General features: G+C 56.1%; 21 protein-coding genes. 9 read left to right on the plus strand and 12 right to left on the minus strand.

From position 1 onward, the window contains the following. Positions 1–108: 108 nt before the first annotated feature. The 5 genes from rsgA to F7C38_01400 all read right to left on the minus strand — a co-directional run bounded on the left by rsgA (position 109) and on the right by F7C38_01400 (position 5754). Positions 109–906, minus strand: a complete 798-nt coding sequence (rsgA, locus tag F7C38_01380; GenBank protein MCE4600205.1) for a GTPase RsgA — start codon at positions 904–906, stop codon at positions 109–111. Positions 907–1041: 135 nt separating this feature from the next. Further along, positions 1042–1284: a ferredoxin gene (locus F7C38_01385; GenBank protein MCE4600206.1), complete on the minus strand. Its 243-nt coding sequence runs from the start codon at positions 1282–1284 to the stop codon at positions 1042–1044. A 471-nt stretch (positions 1285–1755) separates the two neighbouring features. Next, positions 1756–2469 carry a nucleotidyltransferase domain-containing protein gene (locus tag F7C38_01390; GenBank protein ID MCE4600207.1) on the minus strand — a complete coding sequence of 238 codons (714 nt, stop codon included), beginning with the start codon at positions 2467–2469 and terminating at the stop codon, positions 1756–1758. A 64-nt stretch (positions 2470–2533) separates the two neighbouring features. Continuing rightward, complete coding sequence (locus F7C38_01395) at positions 2534–3340, minus strand: hypothetical protein (GenBank protein MCE4600208.1); 807 nt, start codon at positions 3338–3340, stop codon at positions 2534–2536. 89 nt (positions 3341–3429) lie between these two features. Continuing rightward, positions 3430–5754, minus strand: coding sequence for a hypothetical protein (locus F7C38_01400; protein MCE4600209.1), 2325 nt, complete (start codon positions 5752–5754; stop codon positions 3430–3432). Between the two features lie 139 nt (positions 5755–5893). On the opposite strand from F7C38_01400, the gene F7C38_01405 reads away from it, so the two are divergent. From F7C38_01405 to F7C38_01420, 4 genes are all read left to right on the plus strand, one after another. Beyond that, positions 5894–6127, plus strand: a complete 234-nt coding sequence (locus F7C38_01405) for a 60S ribosomal protein L38 (protein MCE4600210.1) — start codon at positions 5894–5896, stop codon at positions 6125–6127. Positions 6128–6298: 171 nt separating this feature from the next. Beyond that, positions 6299–6538, plus strand: coding sequence for a hypothetical protein (locus tag F7C38_01410; protein ID MCE4600211.1), 240 nt, complete (start codon positions 6299–6301; stop codon positions 6536–6538). 282 nt (positions 6539–6820) lie between these two features. Continuing rightward, on the plus strand, positions 6821–7036 hold the full coding sequence (locus F7C38_01415) for a DUF5678 domain-containing protein (protein MCE4600212.1): 216 nt from the start codon (positions 6821–6823) through the stop codon (positions 7034–7036). Positions 7037–7096: 60 nt separating this feature from the next. Further along, positions 7097–7522 carry an aspartyl protease family protein gene (locus F7C38_01420; GenBank protein ID MCE4600213.1) on the plus strand — a complete coding sequence of 142 codons (426 nt, stop codon included), beginning with the start codon at positions 7097–7099 and terminating at the stop codon, positions 7520–7522. Between the two features lie 17 nt (positions 7523–7539). Here the strand turns inward: F7C38_01420 and F7C38_01425 are convergent, their stop codons facing one another. The 3 genes from F7C38_01425 to F7C38_01435 form a co-directional block, all read right to left on the minus strand. Continuing rightward, the gene (locus F7C38_01425; protein MCE4600214.1) at positions 7540–8505 is read right to left on the minus strand and encodes a GNAT family N-acetyltransferase; all 966 of its coding nucleotides are present in this window, start codon (positions 8503–8505) and stop codon (positions 7540–7542) included. 146 nt (positions 8506–8651) lie between these two features. Beyond that, positions 8652–8888, minus strand: coding sequence for a type II toxin-antitoxin system HicA family toxin (locus F7C38_01430; protein MCE4600215.1), 237 nt, complete (start codon positions 8886–8888; stop codon positions 8652–8654). Continuing rightward, positions 8881–9117: a type II toxin-antitoxin system HicB family antitoxin gene (locus tag F7C38_01435; protein ID MCE4600216.1), complete on the minus strand. Its 237-nt coding sequence runs from the start codon at positions 9115–9117 to the stop codon at positions 8881–8883. Before F7C38_01435 ends, F7C38_01430 begins: the two co-directional genes overlap by 8 nt. A 505-nt stretch (positions 9118–9622) precedes the next feature. On the opposite strand from F7C38_01435, the gene F7C38_01440 reads away from it, so the two are divergent. Further along, entirely contained in the window at positions 9623–9844 is a 222-nt protein-coding gene (locus F7C38_01440) for a DUF2283 domain-containing protein (protein ID MCE4600217.1), read from the plus strand. Next, positions 9841–9984, plus strand: a complete 144-nt coding sequence (locus tag F7C38_01445) for a DUF4258 domain-containing protein (GenBank protein MCE4600218.1) — start codon at positions 9841–9843, stop codon at positions 9982–9984. The genes F7C38_01440 and F7C38_01445 overlap by 4 nt, the downstream gene beginning before the upstream one ends. A gap of 241 nt (positions 9985–10225) precedes the next feature. Here F7C38_01445 and F7C38_01450 read toward each other — a convergent pair whose 3' ends face one another. From F7C38_01450 to F7C38_01460, 3 genes are all read right to left on the minus strand, one after another. Continuing rightward, positions 10226–10606, minus strand: a complete 381-nt coding sequence (locus F7C38_01450) for a hypothetical protein (GenBank protein MCE4600219.1) — start codon at positions 10604–10606, stop codon at positions 10226–10228. A gap of 55 nt (positions 10607–10661) precedes the next feature. Next, positions 10662–12053, minus strand: a complete 1392-nt coding sequence (locus F7C38_01455) for an MATE family efflux transporter (protein MCE4600220.1) — start codon at positions 12051–12053, stop codon at positions 10662–10664. A 109-nt stretch (positions 12054–12162) separates the two neighbouring features. Beyond that, positions 12163–12558 carry a CBS domain-containing protein gene (locus F7C38_01460; protein ID MCE4600221.1) on the minus strand — a complete coding sequence of 132 codons (396 nt, stop codon included), beginning with the start codon at positions 12556–12558 and terminating at the stop codon, positions 12163–12165. Positions 12559–12663: 105 nt separating this feature from the next. Between F7C38_01460 and F7C38_01465 the strand changes: the two genes are divergently transcribed. Then, positions 12664–14592 (plus strand): aldehyde ferredoxin oxidoreductase, encoded by a 1929-nt coding sequence (locus F7C38_01465; GenBank protein ID MCE4600222.1) that lies wholly within the window; start codon positions 12664–12666, stop codon positions 14590–14592. Positions 14593–14597: 5 nt separating this feature from the next. Next, positions 14598–14930 (plus strand): hypothetical protein, encoded by a 333-nt coding sequence (locus F7C38_01470; protein ID MCE4600223.1) that lies wholly within the window; start codon positions 14598–14600, stop codon positions 14928–14930. Here the strand turns inward: F7C38_01470 and F7C38_01475 are convergent. Beyond that, positions 14927–15688, minus strand: a complete 762-nt coding sequence (locus tag F7C38_01475) for a radical SAM protein (protein MCE4600224.1) — start codon at positions 15686–15688, stop codon at positions 14927–14929. The two genes, F7C38_01470 and F7C38_01475, sit on opposite strands and share 4 nt — an antisense overlap. A gap of 66 nt (positions 15689–15754) precedes the next feature. Here F7C38_01475 and F7C38_01480 point away from each other — a divergent pair, with 66 nt between their 5' ends. Further along, the gene (locus tag F7C38_01480) at positions 15755–17029 is read left to right on the plus strand and encodes a molybdopterin molybdotransferase MoeA (GenBank protein MCE4600225.1); all 1275 of its coding nucleotides are present in this window, start codon (positions 15755–15757) and stop codon (positions 17027–17029) included. Positions 17030–17032 lie beyond the last annotated feature (3 nt).

The following is a 17032-nucleotide window of genomic DNA, read 5'->3' on the forward strand; positions in this document are numbered from 1 at the left end:
GGGCGGAGTAGACTATATAGACGCCCACCACACCCTTGTGATAGACGGGTATCGCCCGGGGCGACGGCGCCGTCATCGGCGCATGGGATGAACCCGGGTATCCGGTCTCTACGCCCTGCCTATGTACTCTTCCGGGGGCACGTAGAAGAGTAGCTTGGCCTTGTGGTAGTCCCTGATGACTGTTCGAGCGGCCTCCTCGATCAGGGGCTCCCCGGAGAGCCTGTAGAACCAGCCCCTCTTCCTGGCGAGCTCCTCAAGAATCTCCATGGGGTCCCTCGAAGTGATCCCGTAGGCCTCCACGACCGCCTTGGGATTATACCTGAGGGCTCTTTCGAGCAGCGACATAGCGGGCGGGACCGGGTCCGGCAGCTCCTCCGGGCTCCTCCCCCTGATTATGGCCTCCGGCCAGCCGCCCTCCACCGGTATCACGCCAGGCGTGTCTATCATGTAGAAGCCGGGCTCTATCTTGAGTAGCTGGAGCGACTTGGTGTAGCCCGGGCTCCCGGGTATGGGGCTCGTCCTGGCCCCCTTCCTGCCCCTCAACGCGTTTATTATACTGGACTTCCCGGTCTTAGGGTAGCCCACCACGACCACGCTGAAGGGCTTGACCCGTGCCACGTGTTTTATGAAGCCCCTCAGGACCCTAGTTCCTAGCCTGTGCCTAGCCGATATGTAGAGTACATCGTATCCCTGCCCCTCTATTATCCTAGCCCACTTCTCGGCCACGCTCCGGGGGACTAGGTCCGACTTGTTCAATACAATGACTATGTCCTTCTCCATGGCCTCGGCCATCTGCTCTATTCTCCTACTCCTCGTGTGTATCGGGTCCCTGATATCAACTACCTCGACCACCACATCGGCATTCTTCATCGTCCTGGCTAGCAGGCGCCATGATGCCAGTTCCAATCCAGCTACCCTCCCCGGAGGGAGGAGTGGGTCCAACGCTTATAGAAGCTTCTATCGCGGGAGGGGAGTGGAGAAAGTAAGTGGGATGGGGGATACTATAGAGGGGCTGGCTTCCCCTCTGGAGTGCTCGGCTCTCTACGCTGGCTCTACGTGGATTATGTTCACCGGGCAGCTGTCGGCTGCCTCCTGTGCACAGTCTTTTAGGTCGTCGGGTATGATTCCCTCTGCTACGTTGTCTGGGGCTACCCTGTACTGCTCTACTATCTGGCTCTTCCCGTCCTCGTCGTTCATCTCGAATACTTCTCCGCATATCGATACGCAGACCATGTCGCTGATGCAGGTGTCCCTTGGGTCGATCCTTACCTTGAAGGGCATCACATACCACCTCTGGATCCGGGTTCACGTAGTTGATAATGTGGGTTACCTATTAAAGGTTTGGATCCGTAGGTGTTTGTGTCGACATCTATACCCCGTATTAAGACACGCCATGGCAGGCCGGCGTGGCCCCGGGGTTGATAAAGCCTGTGTATTGACGTGTATAGAGATGTGACTTGTATATTCTGGTTGTTGCGAGGAAAATGGGGCTCTTTTGTGATGGTAGGGTGGTTATGCGCCTAGCCCGGTCACACTGGCTATGTACCAGTCGAGCTCCTCTACGTCAGTCTTGCTCACGTGTATAGTGAGCCTCCTACGGGGCTCCCTAGATGCCCCGGATCTAGCCTCATGTACTATACTCATATTGCTCGCCTCCACCCTTATAGTCTATAGACGAGCGTATATAAGATCTTGTACGTGAACCGATCGACCACTGTCGTACAAACATGCTAGAGACGGGTCACCCCCTAGGAATCAATCGACCACTAACCGGCTACAGTCGCCGAGAAAGTTACGAACCACGCGAAGAGCCTCCTGGGCGGTCTGGAGAGCTTCTACCGGCTCAACCCGACCACCCTCCATATACTTCCTCCAGAGCCCCACAGCCCTCTCCCAGCCTCTGGCCTCTAGCTCCCTTAGGATCTCTTTCTTAGTCCAGGGACCCCTATAGCCGGAGGCCGCTAGAGCTAGTTTGACAGCCTCCCCAGCGGCTATTGGAAGGAGCTCCGGCTTTCCACTCCATTCTCGGAGCCTCGTTTTAACCCTCTCTAGACTCCTGCATAGGATCTCGCTCCAACTTTGCCGTGGCGTCTTCTTGTGAAGCGCTCTGCCCCATACTATAATGTGGTTCTCCTCGAAGTCCGCCCTATACAGGGTTAGGAACTTATACTGGCAACCATATCCCAGCTCCTCTGCCAGGCACCAGGCAACATCGACACCGCGAACCGGCAAGCCTCCAATGCATTTTCTCGCACTTTCTACTAAGAGCTTCTTGACCTCCTCAACGGCATCTGTAACCGGGCACCCGTCGCTGGCGACCAGGAAGACGTCGACGTCACTGATATTGGGATCGAAATCGCCCCTCACGAGGGACCCATATAGGGCGACCTCCTCTAGACACTCGCTGAAACCCGACCTGGAGACTAGCTCGGCGAGCTTAGACGCTATACACTCCGAGGCGCGCCCCACGGTATCAGCCTCCCGTGAGTTGTAGTATAGTCCAGCCCCGCCTCTACAGTGTCAGGGGATATCGTCATACCTTCTCTCGGCTTCCGGCTACCTCCTGGTATATTCCTAGTATGGAGAGCAGGTTCCCGGTTAGGGCTATGGCTAGCCCGAGTCTTAGCCGGCTGGTATCGATCTTCACCGTTGACGGCACGGTTATCCTCTGGGCGCTTGTGCCTGCCGGCATCAGGAAGGGGCTGTCCGCGTGGAAGGGCTTCATGCACACCTCCTTGACCTCTACTCCAGCCATGAGTTCTCCAGTGAGGTTCGAATCGAATAGTAGTGTGAGCTTGGTCGTGTTTAGCGGGAGTTCCCTTTTGATGGGGTATATTACGATGTCTTCCCTGCCGCTTGGAGAGAGCACCGATACGTAGCCAACAGTTACTGTGCCGTTTACCACCAGTGGCGTCGCCGTGGATGTGTCAGGCGCCTCTGGGGCTGGTAGTGGTTTTACCTCTAGGTGGTAGTCTGCTATCGTGGTGTTACTCCCGTCTGGGAATCCTGCTATGATCTTTACTAGGATGTAGCCGTGGGCCTTCTCTGCTACTCCCTCCGCCTTTACATTGATCTCCCTGATTCCCTTGTTGCAGCTTGGGGGTTGTAGCTCCCGCGTCATCTTTCGGGGTGTCTCGTTTAGGGTTATCGACTGTGCTAGCCTGTCGATTATCTTGGTTGTGTTTATCGTGTAGTTTCCTGGTGGTTTGAAGTTGTAGATGGGCACGTAGATGTACTCTGTCGTCCTCGCGATATCCACGCGGACCTCGCTGGCGCCAACTGTGAGGATGCCGGTTGCGAGTAGTATCGCGCCTGTGACCAAGAGTATGTTGTATCTCAAGCCGTACCTCCCCCGACTCGATTATATAAACACTAGATTAAAAATATCATAAAATAGGGGGCCCTTCCTGATGGTTATGCGGGCAGAGCCTATTTCATCCTCACTAATATTATAATTATTAATATTAGATTCACTATGGTTATCAGCTCTAATATAGTCGTTGACTGCGAGCCTGTCCCCGTCTCCCCACCCTTCTGCCTGGCTATGCTCTGGTTTATCGAGTCGATCTTCGCGTCTATATCCTGTATCTGCTTCTCTATCCTCTCCCCAAGCACGCTGGCTATCGAGTTGTTTAACTCCTCTATCTTGCTTCTTAGCTCCTCTATCTCATCCCCTGTGGCTCCTAGTGTTTTATTTATCGTCACTACCTGCCTGGTTATATTGTAGTCGACCGCGTCTATCTTCTCTCGGACCCTGTTTATCTCGTCGAGCGTGGCATCTGTTACATTGAGCCTGACAGACGCGTATATCGTGTAGCTGACGGCCCCGGTTAGCTGGAGCCTATACGTGCCCCTGGCCAGCCCCGGGACCGGTATGGTGTAGCTACTATGGCCTTGGCTGTCCGTCATTATATAGCCTATCGTTAGGTTATCCAGCAACACCGCCATCGTGGCGTATGCCGGTAGCCCGCTTGCCTCTCCGGCTAGTAGAGTGGTTCTACCCGCCTGTATACTCGTGGCCTCTAGGCCCATCTCGGCCCTGGGTCTCTCGCCTAGGCCTGCGATGAATATGTCCGTGTTTATGGCTCCGAGGCCTATTAGCGGCGTGTTAACCGGGGTGTATAGGCTCCTCCTCGTGTCAGTCCATGCTATGTAGACGTTCTCCTTGGCGGCGGCTAGGTTTATGTAGTCGCCCATGAACTCTACAGGGAACGCTGGGTTGGTGTAGTCGGTCACCCTCATGTTCCTCGACACGTTTGCCCCGTTGGCGCTGGCATAGTATATGTCGAAGCCGACCCGGCCTGGTGCAAGCCTAGTATCGGCCCAGGCGACATGGGCCTTGCCCCCGGGACCGGTTGAGATCCATGGGAAGAACTGTGCGTTGCAGGAGCCGCGTGGATCATCGTTAACCCTAACCGGCCCCCTCCAAGTCTCGCCATAGTCGCTGGAGTAGAGTAGGTAGACGTCCGCTGGGTCGCACCCCCCGCCGTCTGGGTCGCCCGAGTATGCTATGTAGACAGTGCCATTAGAAGACGCCGATATGACCGGGAACATCGAGGACCACCACCTGAACACTGGGATCCCTGCTTCGCCTATGTTGATGGTATAATAGTATTGGAGCTCGTGCGCAATCCTGGCCACCTCGATGGGCTTGGACCAGTGGAGGCCGCCATCGTCGGACCTTGAGAGCATTACACTCGCTGATCCGTTGAATGGCCCGTCCCGGGAGCTGTCGTAGTAGGCTATGTATATGGTGCCGTTGGGTGCTATGGCGGGGTACGAGCCCTGGACTATGTGAAGCGAGCTGTCCTCGTCGGTTATCGTTATAGTCGGGCTTATACTGTATGGTCCCTTCCACGAGCGTCCCCCGTCGTGGGATACTAGGGCCTTAATCGTGATATTCTGGAACGCGTGGTTGTTAGCGGTGTCGAATCCTATGATGAACTCCGTGTAGCTTATGACCAGCATGTCGTCCCCCGTCACGGGGGACTTGCCAGCAGCTATGTACTCCTTGTCGAGTAGTATGACCCGTGGTATGACGTGTTTCACGCTGATAAGCCTGGTAATGTCGATGTAGTCGAAGGGCTCCACCGCTGGCTTGAAGTCCCACGTAGCTCCCCCGTCATGGGAAACTCCGAGCATTATAGTGCTCGCGAGGACCTCGCTGTTGTTGAAGGGGGCTGGGAGTGGCCTCTCGCCCACCGAGAGGTATGCTAGGTAGAAGGTCCCGCTGGGCCCTGAGGCCAGGGCTGGATCGCTCAAAACCTGGTCATTCCTCTGATCGCCTGGGGGCGCTAGCCGTGGGCCAGTCCAGTTGGCGCCTCCGTCGGTGGAGTAGTATATGCCTATGCCCACCCTGAGCTGGTCCTGGGAGAAGGCGTTCTCCTGGTGGAGTGCGACGACAACGTTACTAGTATTGTGTGGGTTCACTGCGATGCTTGGCTCGCTCTCCAGGAACCCGTTATAGTCAACGCTGACCTTTACGTTCCTCCCAAACACCGTCTCGGGGGACTCCACTGGGGAGCCCGCGGGAGGCCTCGATAGTATGGATGGGATACTGGTTAGGCCTTCTAGGCTCGTCGGGTATAGGGCGTCTAGTATGGTGCTTGACACATAGGCTGGCAGGCGGTTAGTCCATGAGATATGGTCCTGGCTGGAGGGACCCTCCCAGCCATCAACGCCGTCGGCCCCTGTAGTCAGGGATAGAGGGGATAGGGCCAGTAACGCTATCACGATTGCAATCAGCCGCTTCACCATCTACACCAGGCCTCGACAGGGACTGGGGGATAATTCCCTGTAAATAAGCCTGTATTAGAATACAATTAATCGCTAGACCCAGCCTGCGAGAGTTTTAATACAGGGTCTCCAGCGCACTCTAGAGGGGGTGCACGAGGTGCCGGTCGAGATCAAGGACTGGAAGGAGTTCGTCGAGATAAGCGGTAGGGCCATCGAGTGCAGGGTTAAACAGGCCAGGAAGGGCGATGTAGCCAAGATAAAGGCTCGGACCAGGAGAGTGCTCTACACTATCAAGGTCGACAAGTCGCGTGTCGAGGAGCTCGTGAAAGAGTTGAAGTGTAAGAAGATTGTCTTCGTCGACACAGGCGAAGTCAGAGAAGTCAAAAAATAACGCCTAAAATCCACTACCACCCGTAGCGGTCTAAAACCACGTGGTATCGCTCGTATTGAACCCTCGCACATCTAGACGATTTGTTGAGTTGCACCCGATATCCTAAAAACTCACCTGAGGTGAGTCTACCATATAAGAATGAGTAACCACGATCTACCCGGTGGAATAATAGTGATGTGCCCATTCTGTGGAGGAGGCTTCGGTTACATGGCCCCGTGGGGGTTCGTCGGGCTTATATGGATGGTGATATGGATAATCTTGATCGCAGCAGTCATCTATGCAATAATAAAATTTATTAACAGTCCCATGAATAACGGCTATCCGCACCATTACCGCGGCAGAGACGAAGAGATACAGGAACTAAAGGACGAAATCAGAAAGCTTAGAGACGAGATAAAGAGAAAACAATAAACACTATCATCCATCACCACATTGATTACCAACGCCGGGTAGAGGAGCTTTGCAACGGGTTTAGTCGAATGCGCAGATCATGGGTAGAGCTACTCTGGGGCTAGACGTTGAACACGCTTTGGAGGACTAGGATGTATGTTCATCGTGTGATTGGGGGTTGAATCCTATTCTATAATATATTTTAATATAATTGTTTAATATACTGGTAGGAGTCTGCGGAGTCAACTGAGTGCAAGGATATTTAGCTTCCTGGCATCATACAGAGTCTAGACGGTGGATATTTTGGCTACTACTGGTCTAAAAAAGGCTCTACAGCCGATTAAACCAGGAGAGCTAGACAAGGTTCCCCCGGGCTACTGGGCTGCTATAGTAGACGGGCGCGTGGTTGCCTGGGCCAGTACTCTAAAGGAGCTACGTGAGATAATGGCGCGGATGGGTTACAAGAGGGAGGAATATGGCGTGGTAAAGGTTCCGAGCCATGATCTGCTTGTTGTCTAAGCTAGCTACCATTGGCGTGTTCATATATTTTGATATATGATCGAGCGGAGGCATTAAATAGTGAGCGCCCCTCGCAATGGTCTGAGCGAGAGGATATTTCCATATATCGCATACCATGGGAGATTCTATCCTATCATCCCGGTGATAGTTGAGGGTAGGGAGAAAGCAGTTGTCTATGCGTTGGTAGATAGCGGTGCTACAATAAGCCTCTTCCACAAGAGCATAGCTGAGGACATAGGTATTGACTTGACGGACTCGAAGCAAGTATACCTGGCCGGCATAGGAGGCTACGTAAAAGCTTATATCAAGGAGCAAGTGAGAATAATGGTAGAAGGACTAAGAGACCTCTATATTCCAATAGCCTTTACAGAGCATATCGTTTCGGACCTCGCTATACTAGGCCGCCGAGGCTTCTTCGAAGCATTCGAGATAACATTCAGAGAATGGGAGAAAAAACTAGTAATAAAACCAAAGGTTAGAAGCTAAAAGAGCCCTTCTAGATACTAGACACTGAACACGCTACGAGGAACCAAGGTGTATGCCCACCATGTGACGGGGTTGAACCCAGCCCTATAATATACCCCGTCTACCTCCGGCTCGCTATCAACTATCACCCTCCTCGCTCCCCGCCTATACGCGTGCCACCTCACCGCGTCCACAAGCCTTCTCCCGAGGCCGAGCCCCCTATACGCCTTCCTCACCCCAAGCAATGACAGGTACAGGGCTGGCTCGCCGCAGAGAGTCTCCATGGGATGGGCGACGGCGACGCCGGCCACATCTCCTCCCGGTGATAGTGTCACGGCGACGATCGTCCCAGGCCTCCGCCTGTAGAGGTCCTTGAAGTGGTCATCGGCATCTTCAACATCCCACGGTTCATAGTCTAGGTACTCGTCGAACGCGTCATTTATCGCATCAGCGATGCCTTCCAAGATTTTCCCCTCTGGGGGCTTTGTGAGTATCTCCAGCCTAAACCCTTCGGGCAGGTCCTGGGGAGGCTCAGGCAGGGCTAGAGCCTCCATTAGAATGTAGGCCGTGTCAACCTCCCCCGGGGAAATTCCGAGAGCCCTAGAGGCTAGGAGGTGCGTGTGCCTCCAGGCTATTCCAAGGGCCAACCCCACGAGTTCAGAGGCCCTAGAGCGGCCCTCCAGCGAGTTAAAGATCCGACGAGCCAGGAGCCTATAAGCCTCGACCGCTATGGGATATGGAAGGTCCGAGTCAACCACTATGAGAGCCCTCCCCATACCGATATCCTCTGCGACCCTAACCCTAGCCAAGCCAACGACTCGCCTAGATAAGAGGAGGGCGACTAGCTCCCCGCCGTAGCGCTCCTGCTCTTCCAAAGCCCTCTCAACGTCTTCCGGCCTGACATTCTCGACATAGCAGGCAACACCATAGGCCTCATAGACCCTATTGTAAAGTCCCGCAGCCTCTCCAGCAAGATCTGAAGTGACTGGGACGATCTTATACACAACCCGCCACCAACCATCTATAGGATAATCAACTATATTAATAGTAACTCATAGTAAAAACATGGAAATACTCTAGGATCGGTCTTCACAGTCGATTCAGCACTCCCTCCTCCCTACAGTGAGGCATGTAGGAATTAAATGATGATTCAGCAATCCTCTTTTAGGAGTTCGAAGTACTCCTCCCTAGTAAGGCCCGCCTCGGCTAATATTATTCTTATGAGTCCAGGCTTAATCCTCCTCCCCGGGTGCACTGGTACCACTACCCTAACACCCTGCTTGTTCACTAGTATTACATGCGAACCCCGCTGACGCACAGGCTCAAATCCTATCTTACCAAGTAATTTGATGAGTTTGTAGGGGTCTATAGGTGTTATTCTAGGCAACAGCCTTCACTCTCTGGAGACCGACAACCCTACGTCTCAGTAGCTCCTCCTTCTCCTCCTCAGGAAGAGTCTCAAGATAAAGCTCTATAGCCTCCTTAGCATTCTCGATAACCTCATCCAAGCTATCCCCCTGCGTATGACAGCCGGGAAGCTCCGGTACAACCGCGATGTAGCCCCCATCCTCATCTTCTAATATAACGACGCTAAACTCACGTACTCTCCTATTCATTATGCTAACCCCACGATAGTAATACATGGACTAATCGCCTAAAAACACCCCTCTTAAATTAATTAGCACCCTCTAAGAATCCATAACAGGAATTATAGCCAAAAACAAACACCCGCTCTATCATTCACGGAGGAAGCTGTCACAGCAATCATCAGCTAAGATAAGACTAGTTATGCTCAAGCTTTGATTCTACGCTTAATCCCCCTAGCCTCAACACCTTCAGACACACCAGCACTCACACATCCAGGTAAATAATAGCGATGGAACCTTATCGACATCCCCAAACTAAAAGACGGTGATGGGTCCACTATGAGTCTAAACCTCGGGGGACTCCCACGGCTCTGAGACCCCACTGTAGAGATAGAAGCTGATAACCGAGTAATCAATAACATTCAGAAATCAAATCCAGGACAACTCGCCAGGCCAGGAGAGGCCAATCCTCTCCAGCATGTTATCCATTACTTTTATCTGCTACTTGCATAGCCCTTAGTATCAGGTGAGTCTTGTGGAGATTAGGGTTAGCTACGACAGGATTGCCGACGCATTATATGTCAAGCTGAGAGACGATAAGATTGCTGACTCTGACGAGGTTGCTCCAGGCGTGATAATAGACTTTAACGATAAAGGGGAGGTCGTTGGAATAGAGGTGCTAGAATTCTCCCGAAGGAACGTAGACTTGAAGAAGCTAGTCATGGAGGGCCCTGAGGCCCTGGTGGCCAACGCTTGAAGACACGTTACACACTCCACGCACTGGAGCGTATGAGGCAGAGAGGCGTAAGCCGCGGGGAAGTAGAGGCCTGCCTGAGCAACCCGGATAAGATTCTTGAGGACAAAGAGTCGAAGTGCGTAAAGGAAACTAAACGATAAAGCCCTAGTAGTTGTCTACAGGATGGAACCCGATGCAATCATAGTGATAACAGCCTACCACACATCAAAGCTACACAGGTACCTGTAGTTAAAGGGTAGAGGCGGGAGAGGCATCAAGACAACAAAACACTATTGATAATGCCGTAATCCTCTGCTAGCCCGGATTCAAGATGTAGCGGGCCCAGCCGGGGATCCAGGACCCAGATGCATCCACAACCCTGGAGTCCACAGTCTTTGCCTTTTATCTGGCGGGGCCGCCGTAGAATATTAGGTAGCCGAACCTGGCTAGCACCTCTGCCCGTGGGTCGCCGGATTTATAGGGTTTGAGCCTGTATGTTAGCGTGTCTGTCGCCTCTAGCAGTCCCATGTCTGCGAGTTCTTGTAGTAGGGTGCTTGCTAGGCCTGGGGTTAGGTCTTCCCTGGAGACTCCCCAGTCTATATCCGGGTGTTCGTCCATTAGGGCTTTGGCTTCGCTGGCCACGTTCTCGGGCGATATCTTCTCGCCCTTGTCGCTCAGCCTTATGGCGGCTAGCATTGCTAGTACTAGTCCCTTCCTGTCGCCTTTCTTGAACTTTTCCAGTAGCTTGTCCAGCTTCTCCTTGAGTATCGTTATGTCTGCCATCCCGCAGATCACCTCCCGGATTCCTTCATGTCTGGGAGGGCCTCGGCTATAATAATTAGTCTGCTGGTGGCACTGGTGTGGGCTTGATGACGGGCTTGGCCCACTTCCAAGACAGGATCCACGCCACGGAGGCCATGCCAGTGATCCAGTTGCTGAGGCTCATCCCAGTCCACAGGCCGAGATCGCCCAATCCCAGGGTGTAGGCGAGGTAGTATGAGAGGGGGATCCTGAGGATCCAGAGCCTGCCTATTCCTATCACGCTCATGAAGAGCGTGTGCCCGCTGGCCCGGGCTATGCTGTTGCCCAGTATGAACAGGTCGAAGCCCAGCACGCTGGGGCCGAATATGAGGAGCATCCTGTTGGCGGGGCCGACCACGCTGGGGTCCTTCGTGAATATGCTTATGAAGGCTGATCTGAAGAGGACGAGGCCAACTATATAGACGCCTATGAACGCGGCCAGTAGCAGGAGCCCGGTCTTGGCGGTCCTCTTAGCCCTATCTATGAGGCGCGCGCCGAGGCTCTGGGCCACTATTATGCTCGTCGCCCTAGCTATGGGGAAGGATAATACGTGGTCTATGTTGAGCATCACCTGCCCTATACTATAAGCCGCCACTACGGGCGTGCCGAGCCCATTGACTATGCCAACCATGACTATGAAGCCGAACACGGTCATCAGCCTACTCGCGACCATCGGAGCCGATATCCTGGCAATCAACCCGGCCAACAACCTGTCGGGGACCAGGTCAGCCGGGTAAACCCTGAGGCCGTGGCGGCCCGTCGCAAAGCTATAGGCCGCGTAGGCGCCGGCAACTATGTTGGAGATGAGGGTCGCCAGGGCCGCGCCCATAACGCCCAGGCCGGCCTCGAATATCAACACCGGGTCCAGGGCGAAGTTGAGCAGCGTCGAGGCTATGCTAACCTTGGTCGGCGTCACCGTGTCGCCTATAGCGCTCAGGGCGAAGTTGAAGGTCAGGAAGAGGTACATGAAGGGGACCCCGGCTATGGTAACGGCTATGTAGGAGTCCACGTATGAAAGCATCTCCGGGGTAACACGGGTCACGTCCATATAGAGGCTCCTGCCGGCGTAGAAGAGCAGGGCCCCAGGGACCCCTATAGCCATCAGTAGCCCCAGCACGTTCCCAAGGCTCTTGGAAGCCATCCTATAGTCTCTCGCCCCAACATACTGGCCCACCAGGGCCGAGACGGAGCTGGCGAGGCCGAACCCTATGCTCATGAGGACGCCCATGAAGGGCCATGAGACCGTGGGAGTCCCCAGCGCCGCCGGCCCGAGCCTTGAGAGCCAGAAGGTGTCGACTATGTTGTATAGGTTCTGTATGCTCCCCGAGACGAAGAGTGGGAGGCTGAGGGATATGATCAGCCTGGCTATGTTCTCCTCGGTCAGCAGCCTCTCGCGCCTCTGCGTTATCGCGTCGTGGCTCTTGTCCAATACGCTGGTCCCGGGGCTCCAATAATGGGTTTATCTAGTTTATAGATATATCTAGGACCAAGACCCGGCCGAAGGGACCCCTCCCTATAAGGGCTGGACGAGGGTCCCTCTAGGGGAACTCGCTTGAGGCCAGTATAGCCCTCAGGGCATCCCTCACGCTTATGACGCCGACGACCCTGCCAGAGGAGTCTACTACGGGGAGATGCCTTATCCCATGCTCCAGCATTATCTGCCCTGCCTTAACTATGCTCTCATAGGGGGCCACCGTGACTACGTGTTCCGTTATGTAGTCCCCGACCCTGCCCTTGTCGGGGTCTGCCTCCCCCGCTATAGCCCTGACCAGGTCCCTCTCGGTGAATATCCCCTTGAGCTTCATCCCGTCCCCGACAACGATTATACTGCCAACCTTGTTCTCCGCCATGAGCCTAGAGGCCTCCCGGAGGCTGGTGTCAGTGGTGCACGTCACGATCCTGTCCCTGCGCATGTACTCTGCGACGGTAGCCATACACCGCACCCTACTCTATACAAGTATGTTATCGGGGGATATCAAGGTTAGACGATAAAGCCAGCCGAGGCCAACTAGACTATGACATGGGGGGTGCACGGTAAAATGCTAGACTACAACGTCATGATCCTAGACGCCGGCAAAGGCAAGGCGAGGGAAGCCAAGGTAAAGGGCGTGACTGGCGCCGTAGACGCGGGCCTGAGGATACACGAGGACAAGGCCTCGTGGAACTATCCGCCGCTCTCAAGCGGGAACCCCCTATTCATCGGCATAGGCCCCCTGGCAGGCGGCCCCCTCTTCGGGAGCCACAGGCTTGTCTTCGTGTTCAGGAGCCCGGTGAGCGGCGGGATCCATGTGAGTACCATGGGTGGGGCCGCCTACGACTTCGTGAGGACAGGGCTCGACGGGATAGTTATCGAGGGCTATTCGAAGGACCCTGCGATAGTCCTGGTCCTGGGTGGCGAGTCGGGCGTAGAGGTGCGCTTCGAGTACGTGGAGTGGGAGAGGCTCTGGAGGATCTATAATGGCAGCCCACGTGGAACTCGGGGACTGCACAGCTACATAGCCAGGGAGGTGCTAGACGAGAGGGTTAGGAGGAGGTACAGGCCCCGGATAATCCTGGTGGGGCCCGGAGCTTACACCACCAGGTTCGCCGGGATATTCTCATGGCTACCAGGGCCAGACTGGGCTCCAGGGCCTGTCGTGGACAGCGCTAGCAGGGGTGGTGGGGGCAATGTGATGGCGCAGGCCCACGGGGTCGTGGCCATCGTATTCGGTGGCGTGGATGGGGGGAGCAGGTTTGACAGGAGCAGGGTTGTCGACGCGGTGTCTAGGGTCCTCGGCGGGAACTATTATAGGGTTGTCGAGGAATCCACTAGGAAGTACAGGTATGATCCATCCCTGGATACGGGAGGCACGTTCGGGGTCAACTATGTGCACTACCGGGAGCTCATACCGGCCCTAGCCTACAACACCATATACTATTCCCCCGCTGTTAGGCTGGCGCTCCACGAGAAGATTATGAGGTGGTTCTGGCGTCCCTTCCAGGAGAAGGTCTTTGTGGTTGAGAAGGCTAGGGCGTGGAGGACCTGCGGGGAGCCCTGCAGCGTTGTGTGCAAGAAGATCTGGAACAGTGTGAAGCTGGACTACGAGCCGGCTCATGGGATGGGGCCAATGATAGGAGTCATAACGCTGGAGGACGCCGCGGGCCTAGTCGAGTTGGTGGACGACCTGGGTCTCGACGCCATAGAGGCGGGCCACACGATAGCATGGCTCTACGACGCGATAGAAAAGGGCCTCATCAAGCCCGGGGAGATGGATCTGGACGAGAGGCCCGTGCTAGACCCGCTGGCACTAGATCCGGCCACGAGCAAGGTCAACGCCGTCGCCGCTAGACGCCTGCTGGAGAGGTTGGTCGAGCGCCGGGGGGAGGTGACGTCGCTCATTGCATTGGAGGGTGCCAGGGAGGCCGCTAGGATACTCGACGAGGTGTACGAGGTGAGGACCGGTAGCTCCGGGTGGAGGTTCAGGGACCTGCTAGTCTACGCCTCCTTCGGCGAGACGGGCTACATGACGCCGAACTACTACTGGAGCCCCGGCATGGTGGCCCCCATGTTCCTGCTGGGGAGGTACTGGACCAACTACAGCCCCTCCTACACCTCCCCCGAGGACTACGCGGTGCACAGCTATAGCAGGGCCATAGCAGAGCTCTCCATTGACAACGCGGGCCTGTGCAGGTTCCATAGGAGGTGGGCTGAGAAGGTCCTCCAAGCCCTATACCACGAGGTCATCGGCGTCGATGTAGACCTGTATGAGAGCTCGCGTGAACTGTACAGGCGCATAGCCCTCTACCAGGTGAGGGCCGGGGCAGAGCCGAAGCCCTGGGAATCCAGGAAGACCATGGACCTGGTAGCGACTATAGCGGCTGAGGTTGGCTATCCCGGCTGGGAGAGCCTAGTCGGCAACTACGACGCCATACTAGATTGGTGGCACCAGTTCTATGGCAAGCTCATGGACCTGGTCGGGGGAGTATGACCGGGTTGTGCAAGCGCAGGATCAGAGACGCCCTGGTAACCAGTGCATCGGGTACCCACAGGGCGGAGGCATACCTCCACGAGAAGGGTTGCATGGGCGCATCGCAGACCCACATAGACATAGTCCTCGCGAGGGACCCCTGCGGGCTTAGAGAGCTACTAGCCAGGAGCGGGCACTGCGTCAGGGCAAGCCACGCCGGAGGCGAGGTCTTGGTCGACCTCAGCGGCATGCTAGGATTCCCGTGCACCATAGTATTCGAGGATCCCGGGGGCTTCTCCCGGAGCCGCCTGTACCTGATGGCAACCAGGTCCGGGGCCCTCTACGTCTCCAGGTGCTAGGGCTCGACCGCCTGGTAGGGCCTGAACCCCCTCTTGTCTAGTAGCTCCTTGACGTGTGGGTACAATACTATGTACTCGGGCTCCAGCTCTTCCACGAGCCTCGGGTGTATGGCCTCTAGCCTGGATAGAATGTACCGGTACCGGGACGCCTCCACGAGCCCCATGACGAGGCTAGCCCTGAAGTCCCTGCCCGGCACAAAGCCCCACTCCAGGAGCCTCTCAAGGCTCTTGAGCTGTAGGTCGAAGCCCCACCTACAGGCCCCGGTGACCCTCTCGAATACCTCCGGGTCGGGCGCCTTGAGGGAGACACGGATGAAGACGTTGCCCCTCGGCAGGTCACGGGCCTCTATGAGGCCGGCTCCTATCAGCACACCATTAGTCTCCAACACGAAGAACCTTCCCCTGGATGTAGCCAGCTCTATAACCCTCCTGGTGTGACTCCAGCCTATGGTCGGCTCTCCGCCCGTCAGGCGGACTAGCCTGTAGGGGCCCGCCGCGACCAGTCTCCTGGCGGCCTCGATTGGATCCAGGAGGAAGCCGGCCTTGGTCTTGAAGGCGTATCTCCAGGCCCAGCAGAAGGCGCATCTAAGATTGCAACCGACCACGTCGCCTGCGTTGTTGCCTCCGTAGTGGCGTGAGCTCCTAAACCTCCAGTACCTCCTCGCTAGTCCCCGAGCCGTCTCCCTGGTTACCTCGGCCTCCACCCTCCTAGAGAGCTTGACGGGGTCTATGCACCCCACTATCGACGCAACCCCCATGCAGGTGTATACCACTAGAGGATTTATGCTGGGGCCAGTAATGAGGGGATAACGGTGTACCCGGGCATGGCCAGGTATATAGAGGAGTTGACCCCTATACCCGAGGCCCTCAAGCTCCTCAAGCGCAGGGTCAGTAGGCTATCCGAGTGGAGTCAGATGCCGGTGTGGGAGGGCCAGGGCCTCGTGTTGGCTAGAGACGTAGTCATGCCCCACGATCACCCTCCAAAGCCCAAGTCAGCCTACGACGGCTACGCGGTCAGGAGTGTTGACACACCTGGAGAGTTGGAGGTCGTCGGGGAGGCCCCTATCGGTGTCACGGATACGGGCTTGAGGGTTGAGAGGGGCCAGGCGGTATATGTCACCACCGGCGCCTACCTACCCGATGGGGCCGACGCCGTCGTGCCCGAGGAGTATGTTGAGAGGGTGGGCGATAAGATAAGGGTTGGGGAGAGGTATGAGAAGTGGGCTAACGTCGACCCGCCAGGCGTCTATGTTAGGAAGGGGGATGTAGTTCTGAGGGAGGGGACCCTCCTGACGGCTATGGACGTGGTGGCGCTGCTGGACGTGGGGGTGACGACCGCGCTCTTCTACCGTCCCCTCCGCGTCGCGATTATAGAGACTGGTAACGAGCTCTTCAAGCCCTCTGACCCCGAGGAGACGCGCCGGAAAGTCCTCAAGGGGCTCGTGGTCGCGACCACCGGGGACCTCCTGGCCTGGTTCATAAACGAGTACCTAAGCTGGGTCGAGGTAGTCGACCTGGTCACGCTGCCAGACAACCTTGAGACCCTCGTATGGTATATAGGGAGGCTCCTCGACAGGGTCGACGTCGTCCTGATATCGGGCGGGACGGGGCCCAGCGAGATCGACCTATTCTATAGGCTCCCGGAGGCGCTCGGCGGGGAGCTCGTGTTCAGGGGGTTGTTCGTGAAGGGTGGCAGGCCTACCAGCGCCGTGGTCGTGGACGGGAAGCCGGTCATCGGCCTCTCGGGCTACCCCCTGAGCGCGCTACACGGCTTCATACGCCTCGTCTACCCCCTACTAGCCTACATGGCGAACCTGAGGGTCCCTCCGCCGATACCCTTCTACTGGGCCGAGCTGACCAGGCCCCTCTCGATAAAGAGGCCGAGGCCCATCAAGGTCAAGCTCGGAGTCGGGGAGGGAGGGACCCTCACGGCGACTCCCCTGGAGAGGAAGATGCAGCACAGCAGCGCGACCATCGCCTTGACCATGGCCGATGGCCTGGCCCTAACCGAGAAGGGCGAGTATAGCCCCGGGGATAGGGTGCTGGTGTTGGCCTATAGGCTCCCTCCGGGCTTCCACGAGCCTTCCATTAACTTTTAAGCC

The organism is Candidatus Thermodiscus eudorianus (assembly GCA_015521085.1).
Classification (GTDB): Archaea; Thermoproteota; Thermoprotei_A; order Sulfolobales; family Acidilobaceae; genus Thermodiscus; species Thermodiscus eudorianus.

Excerpts from the sequence above, each read along its gene's own strand:
- F7C38_01435 (MCE4600216.1), bottom strand. The coding sequence starts at position 9,117 with ATGAATAGGAGAGTACGTGAGTTTAGCGTCGTTATATTAGAAGATGAG.
- F7C38_01450 (MCE4600219.1), bottom strand. The coding sequence starts at position 10,606 with ATGGCAGACATAACGATACTCAAGGAGAAGCTGGACAAGCTACTGGAA.
- F7C38_01460 (MCE4600221.1), bottom strand. The coding sequence starts at position 12,558 with ATGGCTACCGTCGCAGAGTACATGCGCAGGGACAGGATCGTGACGTGC.
- F7C38_01465 (MCE4600222.1), top strand. The coding sequence starts at position 12,664 with ATGCTAGACTACAACGTCATGATCCTAGACGCCGGCAAAGGCAAGGCG.
- F7C38_01475 (MCE4600224.1), bottom strand. The coding sequence starts at position 15,688 with ATGGGGGTTGCGTCGATAGTGGGGTGCATAGACCCCGTCAAGCTCTCT.
- F7C38_01480 (MCE4600225.1), top strand. The coding sequence starts at position 15,755 with ATGGCCAGGTATATAGAGGAGTTGACCCCTATACCCGAGGCCCTCAAG.